Origin of the sequence: uncultured Formosa sp. (genome assembly GCF_947500765.1) — a bacterium.
In the GTDB taxonomy this organism is placed as follows: Bacteria; Bacteroidota; Bacteroidia; order Flavobacteriales; family Flavobacteriaceae; genus Formosa.
The window spans coordinates 195011-208801 of sequence record NZ_CANMTH010000002.1; the positions used below are offsets into that span (position 1 = coordinate 195011).

Sequence of the window (13791 nt, forward strand, 5' to 3'; positions counted from 1 at the left end):
AATCTAAATAAATAATTTTTGAAATTAATGTAAGACCTTCTGTATTAGCTCTACTAAAAGCGTCTCTAGCTTTATAATTTCACAAAGAATAAATTAAAATGAAGATACAAAAAGAAGATGTTTTAAAAGCATTACAAACCATTACGGTTCCCGGAGAAGGACAAAATATGGTAGAAAGTGGTGCCGTTAAGAATGTAATAGTTTTTGGAGATGAGGTTGTTGTAGATATTACAATTGCAAACCCTAGCTTACAAGCTAAGAAGAGGACTGAAGTCGATATTTTAAAAACGATTCACGATTTAGTTTATGAGAAAGCTAAAATTAAAGTGAATTTAAAAGTTGAAGCACCAGCTGCTCAACCTAAAAATGAAATTAAAGGAAAACAAATTCCTGGTATTAAAAATATAGTTGCTGTCGCATCTGGTAAAGGTGGTGTAGGGAAATCTACAGTAACGGCAAACCTAGCAGTAACCTTAGCTAAAATGGGCTTTAAAGTAGGTGTTTTAGATGCCGATATTTACGGACCATCTATGCCTATAATGTTTGATGTTGAAAAAGAACGTCCTTTGTCGGTTACTATCGATGGAAAACCTAAAATGAAACCTGTAGAAAATTACGGTGTAAAAGTATTATCAATCGGGTTTTTTACCAAGCCAGATCAAGCAGTTGTTTGGAGAGGGCCTATGGCTGCTAAAGCATTAAATCAGATGATTTTTGATGCACATTGGGGCGAATTAGACTTTTTGTTATTAGACTTGCCTCCTGGGACTGGAGATATTCATTTAAGCATCATGCAGTCATTACCAATTACAGGAGCTGTAGTTGTAAGTACACCGCAAACGGTAGCTTTAGCAGATGCTAAAAAAGGAGTAGCAATGTTTCAACAAGAGAGCATAAATGTGCCTGTATTAGGAATAATTGAAAACATGGCGTATTTTACACCAGAAGAATTACCAGAAAATAAATATTATATTTTTGGTGAAGCAGGAGCTAAACACTTAGCCGAAGATTTAGATGTACCATTTTTAGGAGAATTACCATTGGTACAAAGCATACGAGAAGCAGGAGATGTTGGTCGTCCAGCAGCATTACAAACAGGTACTATTTTAGAGAAATCTTTTGAAAAATTAACTCAAAATGTAGTGGAGGAAGTGGTAAGAAGAAACGACGATTTACCACCAACAGAGGCAATTAAAATAACGACGATGGCTGGTTGCTCATCAGTTAAAAAATAAGTTATGACTTCAGAAGAAATAAGATTAAATGTAGAGAAGGCGTTAGATGAAATCCGTCCGTTTTTAGAAAGTGATGGAGGAAATATTTCTCTGATTTCTATAGAAGATGACAAATTAGTTCGCGTACAATTACAAGGTGCATGCGTGGGGTGTAGCGTAAACCAAATGACATTAAAGTCGGGGGTTGAAATGACTATTAAAAAATATGTACCACAAATTGAGCAAGTGATAAATGTAGAATAAAAAAGTAGTAATACTTTTTAGAAGATTATTATAGATGATTAAAACAGATATTCTAATTATTGGGGCTGGCCCAACAGGATTGTTTACCGTTTTTGAAGCTGGATTATTAAAATTAAAATGTCATTTAATTGATGCTTTACCACAAGCAGGAGGGCAGTGTTCGGAATTATATCCAAAAAAACCGATTTACGATATACCTGGTTTTCCAGAAGTTTTGGCAGGAGATTTAACAAAAAATCTTTTAGAACAGTCTAAGCAATTCGAACCAGGGTTTACATTGGGGGAACGTGCAGAAACAGTTGAAAAACAAGAAGACGGTTCGTTTATAGTTACCACTAATAAAGGAACAAAACACCAAGCGCCAGTAGTTGCAATAGCTGGTGGTTTAGGTAGTTTTGAGCCTAGAAAACCTTTAATTGCTAATATTGGTTCTTTTGAAGATCACGGTGTAGAATACTTTATTAAAGATCCTGAAGTGTATCGTGATAAACGTGTTGTAATTTCTGGAGGAGGAGATTCTGCTTTAGATTGGAGTATTTTTTTGGCCGATATAGCTTCAGAAGTAACTTTAATTCACAGACGAAATGAATTCCGTGGTGCTTTAGATTCTGTAGAAAAAGTTCAGGAATTAAAATCTAAAGGAAAAATAAATTTAATCACACCTGCCGAAGTCATTAATGTTATTGGAGACGGTAAAGTTGAAGGTGTTGTGGTTGCACAATCTCAGCATATCGAGAAAGAATTTATAGTAGAAACAGATCATTTTATTCCGTTATTCGGACTTTCTCCTAAATTAGGTCCTATTGCAAATTGGGGACTTGAAATCGAGAAAAATGCCATTAAAGTTGATAATGCTTTAGATTACCAAACTAATATACCTGGAATCTATGCTATTGGAGATGTGAATACATATCCAGGGAAATTAAAATTGATTTTATGTGGGTTTCATGAAGCAACACTAATGTGTCAATCTGCCTATAAGATTATTAATCCAGGAAAAAAATACGTTCTTAAATATACTACAGTTAGTGGTATTGATGGTTTTGATGGTTCTAGAAAAGAATCTCCAAAAGCTGTTGTTAAAGCGATAAATTAATAAAGAAATTGTAGTTTTGGTAGTTTTTTTTAGAAACCAACCAACTTGTAGTATACTATGGATGAACAAGATATAAATATTAAGATCACAGATCGAGATGGGGTTGTACACGAAGTTGTAGCGCCTACAGATATGGCAATGAATTTGATGGAGGTTGTACGTTCTTACGAACTCGCTCCAGAAGGAACTATTGGTATTTGTGGGGGAATGGCCATGTGTGCTTCTTGCCAATGTTATGTATTATCTGATACCGAATTGCCAGAAATGCAAGACGATGAAGATGCGATGTTAGCAGAAGCATTTAATGTAAAAGATAATAGCCGTTTAGGATGTCAAATACAAATGACACCTGCAATGGAGGGATTAGAAGTAGAATTAGCTCCAGAAAGTTAGGCGTTTTATACCATAATCGTAAAACCTATCATACCCAAAATAGCTTGAATTTAAGCTATCTTGGGTATAATTGTTTATAATGATTTTGTAATTTAATAGAATAATTGTTCAGCTGTGTAGCTTACTTAAAAGCATTTAACCCTGTAATATCTAATCCGGTAATTAAGAGATGAATATCGTGTGTTCCTTCGTAAGTAATTACACTTTCTAGATTCATAGAGTGTCGCATAATACTATATTCGCCACTAATCCCCATGCCGCCTAGCATTTGTCTCGCTTCACGAGCAATGGTAATAGCCATGTCTACATTATTACGTTTTGCCATAGAAATTTGAGCTGATGTTGCTTTGTGTTCGTTTTTTAAAACACCTAAGCGCCAAGTTAATAATTGAGCTTTAGTTATCTCGGTAATCATTTCGGCTAATTTTTTTTGCTGAAGTTGAAACTGTCCAATGGGTTTTCCAAACTGCATACGTTCTTTGCTGTATCGTAAAGCTGTATCATAACAGTCCATGGCGGCACCAATTGCGCCCCATGCAATGCCGTATCTGGCTGAGTCTAGGCACTCCAAAGGTGCGCCTAATCCAGATTTGTTTGGTAATAGATTTTCTTTGGGAATTTTTACATTATCAAAAAATAATTCTCCTGTTGCAGAGGTACGAAGCGACCATTTGTTGTGTATCTCAGGAGTAGAGAAGCCTTCCATACCACGTTCTACAATTAATCCGTGTATACGTCCAGTGTTGTCTTTTGCCCAAACCACAGCAATTTGTGCAAATGGAGCGTTAGAGATCCACATTTTTGCACCATTCAAAAGATAGTGATCGCCCATATCTTTAAAGTTGGTTGTCATGCCACTCGGATTAGAACCATAATCTGGTTCTGTTAAGCCAAAACATCCTATCCATTCGCCGCTAGCTAATTTTGGTAAATATTTTTTACGTTGATCTTCATTGCCGTATTTCCAAATGGGATACATAACTAGAGACGATTGTACAGACGCTGTACTACGTATGCCAGAATCTCCACGTTCTATTTCTTGCATGATTAAACCGTACGATATTTGATCTAATCCAGCGCCACCATATTTCTCGGGAATGTAAGGTCCGAAAGCACCAATCTCTGCGAGTCCGTTTATAATTTGTTTTGGAAATTCTGCTTTTTGTGCATATTCTTCAATTATAGGTGAAAGATCTCGTTTTACCCAAGCGCGTGCGGTATCTCGAACTAATTTGTGCTCGTCGGATAATAATTCGTCTAGATTGTAGTAATCTGGTGCTTCAAATAGATCTGGTTTCATAAAGTGTTGTTTTAGATAAAAGCAGATTGCCTTCGTCTTTTGTTGAATAATCTTCAATCGAATCTCTCAAATTTAGCGATTACTCAGCAAAACATTACATCTTTAAATAGAAATCTTTGGTCAGGTTAATGTAGTCTTCAGTGTAGTTATGGCGCTCCGTTTCAATAATAAGTGTGTTAGTCTCTATCTCAGTTTTAGTGAATGAAAACTGCATTAAACTGCGCTTAATCTCTGAATTGGGGTTGCCTTTTACATGTAGTATTTTATTCAGAAATAAGTTGACTTTTGAAGCTAAATTAATAATATTTTCTTCCTCTTTAAAGGGGGTAATTACACAGAATTTACCATGTTCAGATAATAATTTAGAAGCACTATCTATTAAATGATCAAAAGGAAGGGCGTCTGCAAAACGTGCTAAGTCGCGTTGTTCGTTATCTGTTTTATAATTTTCAGAATAGAATGGTGGATTTGATATAATAAGATCGTATTTATCTTCAATTTCATCAACAAACTCATCTAAAGCAGCATGGTAACAAAATAAACGATCTGCCCAAGGTGCGTTTTCAAAATTATCCACACATTGTTCGTAAGCTTCGTCGTCAATTTCTATAGCATCAATAAGTTCTGCAAAACTGCGCTGTGCTAACATTAAAGCAATAACACCTGTTCCTGCCCCAATATCAAGAATAGAAAACGGATTATGATCTATACTTGCCCAAGCACCAAGTAATACGCCATCTGTACCAATTTTCATGGCACAACGATCTTGGTGAATTTCAAATTCTTTGAACTTAAAAGGTTTACTCATAATAAAGTTTGTATGGTGTCATTCAAAAGGAGATGCGACTGAAGAATCTTTTTTTATAAATGATGAGATTTTTCACTTAGGCACGAGATAACATTTATTCTTCGAGATATAAATCAATTAGACCTTCTGGTGTTTCAACAAAAATGGTTTTGTTAGGCTTGTCTACTTTAGAAATAAACTCGTCGTTCATTGGTATTAAAATTTCAATCCCATCGCGATCAATTTCAAAAAGCGCTTGAGCAGTAGAATCGTTAATGGATTGAATAGTGCCAACTTTTCCAAAATTAATGTCTTCGACAGTAAATCCTATAATTTCGTGAAAATAGAATTTATTACCTTCTAGCTCTGGTAAGAAATCTAACGGTAAATATAAATCTGATTTCATTAAGGCATCAGCATCAGCTTCTGTGTCGACATCTTCAAATTTAATACGTAACAACTCCGATTTGTGAAGCTGAGAAGATTCAATAAAAAATGGGACCAAATTATTTCGTAAATCAATAAATACAGAATCCATGTCTTCAAACAATTCAGGCTCATCTGTATCTAGTTTTATTAGTAATTCACCTTTAAAACTGTACTTCTTTACAATCTTTCCTAGAAAGAAACATTCTTCTTTTTTCATAATATTTTAAATAAAAAAAACCTGACAACGAGTTGTCAGGTTTAAAAGTATAAAAAATTAATTTTTTATTCCTCTTCGTTAGAAGTTTCTTCTACAGTTTCAGCATTAGCAGCTTCTTCAGCAGCCTTCGCTTCTGCTTCAGCCTCAGCGGCAGCAGCAGTTCTAGCGTCGTTTACAGCTTTTTCAGCTTCTAAAGCTTTAGCTTTAGCATCAGCATCAGCTTGTGCTAAACCATCTTTTTTAGAATCAACTTTACCAGTTTTTTCATCTAACCAAGCAGTAAATTTAGCTTCTGCTTGCTCTTCAGTTAAAGCACCTTTTTTAACACCACCAGCAAGGTGATTTTTAAGCATTGCACCTTTGTAAGATAAAATTGCTTTTGCAGTATCTGTAGGTTGTGCACCGTTTTGTAACCAAGTTACAGCACCGTTTACATCTAATTCGATAGTTGCAGGGTTTGTGTTTGGATTGTAGCTACCTAATTTTTCTAAGTATTTACCATCTCTTTTTGATCTTGCATCAGCTGCAACGATCCAGTAAAAAGGTTTCCCTTTTTTACCATGTCTTTGTAATCTAATTTTTACAGGCATAATAATTAATTAGTTGAGGTTCTCGACCTCGGTTATTAATAAGGGCGCAAAGATACTATAAAAAATTAATATTCAATAGCTTAATTTAAATGAAATGATATTCGTTTTTTATTCTATTTTTGAATTACTAATGTAATGTATTTGAATTTATGAAAACTTGGTATGCTGTATTTTTAGTCTGTTTAATGTTTACAGGTTGTGGAGATGATTTAGAGTTTAACGATCCTAGTTTGCAGGCTAATAAAGATGGCGAGTTATGGAAAACAACAACACACCAAGTGTTTTATACATCGGGAGCAGTAATATTATCGGGTAATCTAAACGGTGCTGTAATTAGTTTAGAAATACCTGCTTTAGAAATAGGGACATATTATGTAGGAAAGGCAAGAGACGAAATGGTGAATGCGAAAGCTGTATTTACAAATGCAACAGGTGTGGAATTTTCTACCTTATATAGTGCCGATGATAGTTTAACAACTCCAAATATAGATGAGAGTACCGTGTACTATTCAGAAGGTGAAATTCAAATAGAAGAAATTAATACAACAGAAGGTTACATAAGTGGTGTGTTTTGGTTTACGGCTTACAATGAATTAGGTACGGAGAAAGTCGATTTTAATCAGGGCGTATTTTATCGGGTTCCTATTATTGCGGAATAGATTCACTTTAAAGCGGTTATAGGAAGCAACATTAAGTGTTGCTTTTTTTTGTTTATAAAAGGTTATTAAACGTGGTCGAACAACTCATTATTATTCTTAATTTTAACCTCCTCATTTTTTTTAGCACAATAGATTTTTATGTACTTAATATTCGATACAGAAACTACAGGTTTACCAAAGCGTTGGAATGCACCAATTAGCGATACAGATAATTGGCCAAGATGTATACAAATTGCTTGGCAATTGCACGACGAGCTTGGAAATTGTATAGAACATCAAGATTATTTGGTGAAGCCAGAAGGGTTTAATATTCCTTATGATGCCGAGAAAATTCACGGTATTTCTACAGAACTAGCAGAAGAACAAGGGATACCTTTGTCTGAAGTTTTAGAGAAATTTAATGTTGCTCTTGGTAAAACTAAGTTTGTGGTTGGACAAAATGTTGGGTTCGATGTTAATATAATGGGGGCAGAATTCTATAGAGAAGATGTTGCAAATGCACTGCAAGAGCTTCCCGTTTTAGATACTTGTACAGAGATAACAGCAAAACTATGTCAGATTCCTGGAGGGCGTGGTGGTAAATTTAAATTGCCAACGTTAACAGAATTGCATCAGTTTTTGTTTAATAAGCCTTTTGGAGAAGCGCATAATGCGACTGCCGATGTGGAGGCAACGACGCGTTGTTTCTTTGAGTTAATTCGAAGAAAAGAATATACAATTGAAGCTTTAGATGTTCAGCCAGATTATTTCGAACGCTTCAATAAAGCAAATCCGCAAGAAATCCAGCTTATTGGTTTAAAACACATCAACCTACAAAAGGCGAGTGCGAAAATTAACGAGCGTATACAAAAATCACAAGCGACAGATCTCTCGGCTGCTGAAATTAAACAAAACATTTCAGAATTATCAGATGTTAATTTCGCACATTTACATAATCACTCTCAATTATCCATATTACAATCTACCATAAGTATACCTAATTTGGTAGCAGCTGCGGCCAAACAAAATATGATTGGTGTGGCTCTTACCGATCATGCCAATATGATGGGGGCCTTTCACTTTGTGCGTGCTGTTATCAATCATAATAAAGGTGTTAAAGCAAAAAACGAAGAAGCTATAGCTGCAGGAAAGAAGCCTGAGTTAAATGAAATGAAACCTATCTTAGGGAGTGAGTTTTTTGTTTGTGAAGATCATTTAGATAAGTCTAGAAAAGATAATGGATATCAGATAGTTATTATTGCAAAGAATAAAAAAGGGTATCATAATTTAGCAAAACTATCGTCTGCTGCATTTACAGATGGGTTTTATTATGTGCCTAGAATTGATAAAAAACTGATTGAAAAATATAAAGAAGACCTAATTGTTTTAACTGGGAATTTATATGGAGAAGTACCTAGTAAGGTGCTTAATGTTGGAGAAAACCAAGCTGAAGAAGCTTTACTTTGGTGGAAAGAACAATTTGGCGATGATTTGTATATTGAATTAATGCGCCACAATCAGGAAGATGAAGATCGTGTAAATCCTGTTTTAGTTGAATTTTCAAGAAAGCATGATATCAAAATAATAGCGACTAACAATACCTATTATGTAGATAAAAAAGATGCCAATGCACATGATGTTTTGTTATGTGTGCGCGATGGAGAAAAACAAGCCACACCAATAGGTCGTGGTCGTGGTTACCGTTATGGTATGCCCAATCAGGAATATTATTTCAAGACTTCAGAAGAGATGAAGACCCTTTTTAAGGATCTACCTGAAGCGATTATTAATATTCAAGAAGTTGTAGATAAAATTGAAATTTTTGAATTAGCACGAAGCGTACTATTACCTAAATTCGATATTCCGGAAGAGTTTCAGTATGCAGAAGATAATGTAGACGGAGGAAAACGTGGTGAAAATGCCTTCTTAAGAGACATGGCATTTAAAGGCGCGAAAATTCGTTATGGTGAAGAATTGTCTGAAGAAGTTATTGAACGTTTAGATTTTGAGCTGGAAGTTATTGAAAAAACAGGATACCCTGGGTATTTCTTAATTGTAGAAGATTTTATTCGTGCAGCCAGAAAAATGGGGGTGTCCGTTGGACCTGGCCGTGGATCTGCAGCAGGATCGGTGGTTGCTTACTGTCTTTGGATTACCAATATCGACCCGATGTTGTATAATCTGCTTTTTGAGCGTTTCTTGAACCCGGATCGTGTAAGTATGCCCGATATTGATATTGATTTCGATGATGAAGGTCGAAGTCGTGTTATGGATTATGTCATCGAAAAATACGGAAGTAATCAAGTTGCTCAGATTATTACGTACGGTACTATGGCGGCTAAGTCGTCTATTCGAGATACTGCTCGTGTTTTAGATTTACCACTTTTTGAAGCTGATAGGATTGCGAAGTTAATTCCCAATATGTCTAAGCTGAATAAAATATTTGGTCTGGATGAAAAAGGATTAAAAGAAAAATTTAGAGCAGAAGATTTAGAGAAAGTTAACGAGCTTATTGGTTTAGCAGATGGTAATAATCTGGAGTCAGAAACCTTAAACTTAGCGAGACGTTTAGAAGGTTCTGTTAGAAATACCGGAATTCATGCCTGTGGTGTAATTATTACACCAGACGATATTACCAATTTCGTTCCAGTGTCCTTGGCTAAAGATTCCGATTTGTATGTAACTCAGTTTGATAACTCGGTTGTAGAAGATGCAGGACTACTAAAAATGGACTTCTTAGGGTTAAAAACATTAACCCTAATTAAGGATACCGTAAAAATTATAAAGGCTAAACATGATATAGATCTCGATCCAGAAAGTATTCCTTTAGACGATGTTAAAACATACGAGTTATTCCAACGTGGTGAAACGGTTGGTGTGTTCCAGTATGAATCTCCCGGAATGCAAAAACACATGCAGTCTTTAAAACCAACGGTTTTTGATGACCTTATTGCCATGAACGCCTTGTATAGACCAGGGCCAATGGAATATATTCCAAGTTTTATTAGAAGAAAGCACGGCGAAGAAGAAATTGAGTATGATTTACCAGCAATGGAAGAATACTTAAAAGAAACCTATGGAATTACAGTTTATCAGGAGCAAGTAATGCTCTTGTCGCAAAAGTTAGCAAATTTTACTAAGGGTGAAGCCGATGTTTTGCGTAAGGCAATGGGTAAGAAACAGATTGCTGTACTGGATAAAATGAAACCTAAATTCATTAATCAAGCGAGTGAAAAAGGACATGATCCTAAAAAATTAGAAAAAATATGGAAAGACTGGGAAGCCTTTGCAAGTTACGCCTTTAACAAATCTCACTCTACATGTTATGCTTGGATTGCATACCAAACAGCTTATCTAAAAGCGCATTATCCTGCAGAATATATGGCTGCTGTATTATCGAACAACATGAACGATATTAAGCAGGTTACGTTTTTTATGGAAGAATGTAAGCGAATGAAATTAAGTGTACTCGGACCAGATGTAAATGAATCATTTTATAAGTTTTCTGTGAATGATGACTATGCTGTGCGTTTCGGAATGGGAGCAATAAAAGGAGTTGGTCATGGCGCGGTAATGACTATTGTAGATAATAGAAAAGAGGGTGGACATTATAAATCTATTTTCGATTTTGCAAAACGAATAGATTTACGTGCTGCCAATAAAAAGGCCTTCGAAAGTCTTGCTTTAGCAGGAGGATTCGATTGTTTTACAGAAACGCATCGTGCCCAATATTTTCAAGATGAAGGCGATGGTATTACCTTTTTAGAAAAAGCCGTTAAATATGGAAATAAGCATCAAGAAAATGAAAACTCTGCACAAGTAAGTTTGTTTGGAGAGGCGAGTGATGTGCAAATAGAAGAACCTTTAGTGCCACCAGCAGAAGAGTGGGGGACTATGGAGAAACTGGCTAGAGAGAAGGAAGTTGTCGGGATTTATATTTCCGGGCATCCGCTAGACGATTTTAAAATTGAAATGAAGAATTTTTGTAACGCAAACTTAAGTATGTTTAGAAACTTGGAAGCTTGTGTAAATGCCGAACTTACTTTTGGAGGTGTTATTACAGACGTTCAGCATCGTGTAAGTAAACAAGGTAAAGGTTGGGCGTTGTTTACAATAGATGATTATAATGATAGTTTTGAATTCAGAATATTTGGAGAAGATTATTTAAAATTCAGACATTTCTTTGTTGTAAATAGTTTTGTGCATGTTAAGGCTTATGTGCGTGAAGGATGGGTAAATAAAGATACAGGAAAGAAAAGTGATCCTAGAATCCAGTTTAATAGTTTTCAGTTGTTACACGATGTCATGGATCAATATGCCAAAAAATTATCCATTCAGCTTAATATAAATAATTTAACCGAAAATAAAGTCAAAGATCTTAAGCAGTTATTAGACGATCATTTCGGAACTAAACTATTAAATTTTCTTGTATACGATCAAGAAGATAAGGTAAAGTTACCTATGGTTAGTAGGAAACAGAAAATAAATATTTCTCAAGAATTATTACATGCTTTAGATGAAAAAGAGGTGTTTTATAAACTGAATTAAGTTAACTTTATTAAATATCATCAATTAAGACAATTTGACAATAAATAAAACAAATAGTCACCATGTAAGGTTTGGCAGAATTTTTGACTAATTTTGTATAATTAAGATAAGAAGTAGAACTTTTAAAATAAAAATAATGGCATTAGAAATAACAGACGCAAACTTTGAGGAAACTGTATTAAAAAGTGACAAACCTGTAGTAGTAGACTTTTGGGCTGCTTGGTGTGGTCCTTGTCGTATGGTAGGTCCTATTATTGATGAAATTAGTACAGAATACGATGGTAAAGCTGTAGTTGGAAAAGTAGATGTTGATGCAAATCAGGATTTTGCTTCAAAATATGGTGTACGTAACATTCCTACTGTTTTAGTTTTTCAAAACGGAGAAGTTGTTGAACGTCAAGTAGGTGTAGCACCTAAAAAAACATATACAGACGCTATCGATAAGCTTTTGTAATAGCATTTAATATATAACATGTAATTAAAGGTTTGGCTTAGTGCTAAACCTTTTTTATTTTTAGATGGTAATAAAAACAATTCATGGATTTAAAAGAAGAGTTACAACATGTAGGCGGATTTGTTAATCTGGAATTGTTGGCAAAACAAGTTGTTGAAGGCTTTATAGCTGGTATGCACAAGAGTCCGTTTCATGGCTTTTCTGCAGAATTTGCTGAACATAAAATTTATAATCAAGGAGAAAGTACAAAACACATCGATTGGAAACTATTTGCTAAAACAGATAAGTTATATACTAAACGTTACGACGAAGAAACCAATTTAAGATGTCATCTTATTATAGATAATAGTAGTTCTATGCATTATCCAGAGCTTCAGCATTTTTCTATTCATAAATTAAATAAAATTGCCTTTTCAGCTTTAGCTTCAGCATCTATTATGCATATGCTTAAACGCCAGCGAGATGCTGTTGGTTTAAGTGTGTATAGTGATACTTACGATTATTACGCACCAGAAAAGGGCAGTGAAAGGCATCATCATATGCTGTTAAATGAGTTAGAACACGTGGTTTTATCGAAGCCTAAGGCTAAAACTACAGATACTTATACCTATTTACATCATATTGCAGAAAAGCTTCATAAACGCTCTTTAATTGTTTTGTTTACTGATATGTTTCAGGAGTCTGCAAATGAAGACCAGTTATTTGAAGCTTTACGGCATTTAAAATATAATAAACATGAAGTGGTCTTGTTTCATGTGTTTGATAAGGATAAAGAAATGCATTTTAATTTCGACAATACACCAAAACGATTTGTTGATGTAGAAACAGGTACCTATATAAATGTATACGCAGAAAACATAAAAGAGACTTACGAAAAAGAAATCTCAATCTATTTTGAGGCTTTAAAATTAAAATGTGCACAATATAAAATAAAATATGTAGAAGCCGATATTAATGAAAATTTCGATAACATATTGACAGCCTTTATGGTAGCACGATCTAGTTTTCTGTAATATATATTAACTTAAAAAAGTTTAAATATTTATTTGTGTATTAAAAAAAGGAGTGTATATTTGCACTCGCAATAACGCAACGGTCTGGTAGTTCAGCTGGTTAGAATACCTGCCTGTCACGCAGGGGGTCGCGGGTTCGAGTCCCGTCCAGACCGCTATATTGCTTAAAGCTCCTAGTTGGAGCTTTTTTTTGCAATAAAAAATAGTTGTGTTGTTTAGATAGGCCAAGGTTTATCTAAGGTTTACGTTGTTAAACCAATGAAAGGCTTTCCTTTTTTCATCCATTGAAAATCGGGATGCTTTTTTATTTTAAGGACAATTATATGTCTTTAATAGTTCTGATTTATTATAACGATTGAGGTAGATTTACATGTAAATCTATAAAAATTAAAAAATATCACTTTTTATAGTTGAGTTATTAAAAAAGAGTGTATCTTTGCACTCGCAATAATGCAACGGTCTGGTAGTTCAGCTGGTTAGAATACCTGCCTGTCACGCAGGGGGTCGCGGGTTCGAGTCCCGTCCAGACCGCTATATTGCTTAAAGCTCCTAATTGGAGCTTTTTTTTTGCAATAAAAAGTAGTTGTGTTGTTTAGATAAGCCAAGGTTTATCTAAGGTTTACGTTGTTAAACCAATGAAAGGCTTTCCTTTTTTCATCCATTGAAAATCGGGATGCTTTTTTATTTTAGAGTGTTCCTGTTTTTTTTTCATAACGCTTCATATTTGGTCTCGAATTTAGTGCGTTAAAAAGCATTTTCTTCATTTTAAAAAATTAAAAAATAACTAATGTGATTACGGTTAACCGGAAGGAATGATCGATTAAAAGTTTGATATTTGACTCTTAATA

12 protein-coding genes and 2 tRNA genes are annotated in these 13791 nt (G+C 34.7%); 10 read left to right on the top strand and 4 right to left on the bottom strand.

From position 1 onward, the window contains the following. Nucleotides 1–98: 98 nt before the first annotated feature. The 4 genes from Q1B05_RS03970 to Q1B05_RS03985 are packed head-to-tail and all read left to right on the top strand — an operon-like array spanning nucleotide 99 to nucleotide 2967. Nucleotides 99–1235, top strand: coding sequence for an Mrp/NBP35 family ATP-binding protein (locus Q1B05_RS03970; protein WP_299777819.1), 1137 nt, complete (start codon nucleotides 99–101; stop codon nucleotides 1233–1235). 3 nt (nucleotides 1236–1238) lie between these two features. Further along, a complete protein-coding gene (locus Q1B05_RS03975) occupies nucleotides 1239–1478 on the top strand; it encodes a NifU family protein (RefSeq protein ID WP_299777821.1) in 240 nt (79 codons plus the stop codon). 34 nt (nucleotides 1479–1512) lie between these two features. Beyond that, the gene (locus Q1B05_RS03980) at nucleotides 1513–2574 is read left to right on the top strand and encodes an NAD(P)/FAD-dependent oxidoreductase (protein ID WP_299777823.1); all 1062 of its coding nucleotides are present in this window, start codon (nucleotides 1513–1515) and stop codon (nucleotides 2572–2574) included. 57 nt (nucleotides 2575–2631) lie between these two features. Then, nucleotides 2632–2967, top strand: coding sequence for a 2Fe-2S iron-sulfur cluster-binding protein (locus tag Q1B05_RS03985; RefSeq protein ID WP_299777825.1), 336 nt, complete (start codon nucleotides 2632–2634; stop codon nucleotides 2965–2967). Between the two features lie 121 nt (nucleotides 2968–3088). Here the strand turns inward: Q1B05_RS03985 and Q1B05_RS03990 are convergent, their stop codons facing one another. From Q1B05_RS03990 to Q1B05_RS04005, 4 genes are all read right to left on the bottom strand, one after another. Next, on the bottom strand, nucleotides 3089–4267 hold the full coding sequence (locus tag Q1B05_RS03990) for an acyl-CoA dehydrogenase family protein (RefSeq protein ID WP_299777827.1): 1179 nt from the start codon (nucleotides 4265–4267) through the stop codon (nucleotides 3089–3091). A gap of 94 nt (nucleotides 4268–4361) precedes the next feature. Next, nucleotides 4362–5075, bottom strand: coding sequence for a methyltransferase (locus Q1B05_RS03995; RefSeq protein WP_299777829.1), 714 nt, complete (start codon nucleotides 5073–5075; stop codon nucleotides 4362–4364). A 94-nt stretch (nucleotides 5076–5169) separates the two neighbouring features. After that, the gene (gene rimM / locus Q1B05_RS04000) at nucleotides 5170–5700 is read right to left on the bottom strand and encodes a ribosome maturation factor RimM (protein WP_299777831.1); all 531 of its coding nucleotides are present in this window, start codon (nucleotides 5698–5700) and stop codon (nucleotides 5170–5172) included. Nucleotides 5701–5765: 65 nt separating this feature from the next. Continuing rightward, nucleotides 5766–6290 (bottom strand): 30S ribosomal protein S16, encoded by a 525-nt coding sequence (locus tag Q1B05_RS04005; RefSeq protein WP_299777833.1) that lies wholly within the window; start codon nucleotides 6288–6290, stop codon nucleotides 5766–5768. 149 nt (nucleotides 6291–6439) lie between these two features. Here Q1B05_RS04005 and Q1B05_RS04010 point away from each other — a divergent pair, with 149 nt between their 5' ends. From Q1B05_RS04010 to Q1B05_RS04035, 6 genes are all read left to right on the top strand, one after another. Beyond that, a complete protein-coding gene (locus Q1B05_RS04010) occupies nucleotides 6440–6949 on the top strand; it encodes a DUF6252 family protein (protein ID WP_299777835.1) in 510 nt (169 codons plus the stop codon). Nucleotides 6950–7087: 138 nt separating this feature from the next. Next, nucleotides 7088–11476, top strand: a complete 4389-nt coding sequence (gene dnaE, locus Q1B05_RS04015) for a DNA polymerase III subunit alpha (RefSeq protein ID WP_299777836.1) — start codon at nucleotides 7088–7090, stop codon at nucleotides 11474–11476. Nucleotides 11477–11612: 136 nt separating this feature from the next. Next, nucleotides 11613–11930 carry a thioredoxin gene (gene trxA / locus Q1B05_RS04020; protein ID WP_299777837.1) on the top strand — a complete coding sequence of 106 codons (318 nt, stop codon included), beginning with the start codon at nucleotides 11613–11615 and terminating at the stop codon, nucleotides 11928–11930. An 83-nt stretch (nucleotides 11931–12013) separates the two neighbouring features. Continuing rightward, the gene (locus Q1B05_RS04025) at nucleotides 12014–12943 is read left to right on the top strand and encodes a DUF58 domain-containing protein (protein WP_299777839.1); all 930 of its coding nucleotides are present in this window, start codon (nucleotides 12014–12016) and stop codon (nucleotides 12941–12943) included. Nucleotides 12944–13024: 81 nt separating this feature from the next. After that, nucleotides 13025–13098, top strand: a tRNA-Asp gene (locus Q1B05_RS04030). Between the two features lie 302 nt (nucleotides 13099–13400). After that, nucleotides 13401–13474, top strand: a tRNA-Asp gene (locus Q1B05_RS04035). Nucleotides 13475–13791 lie beyond the last annotated feature (317 nt).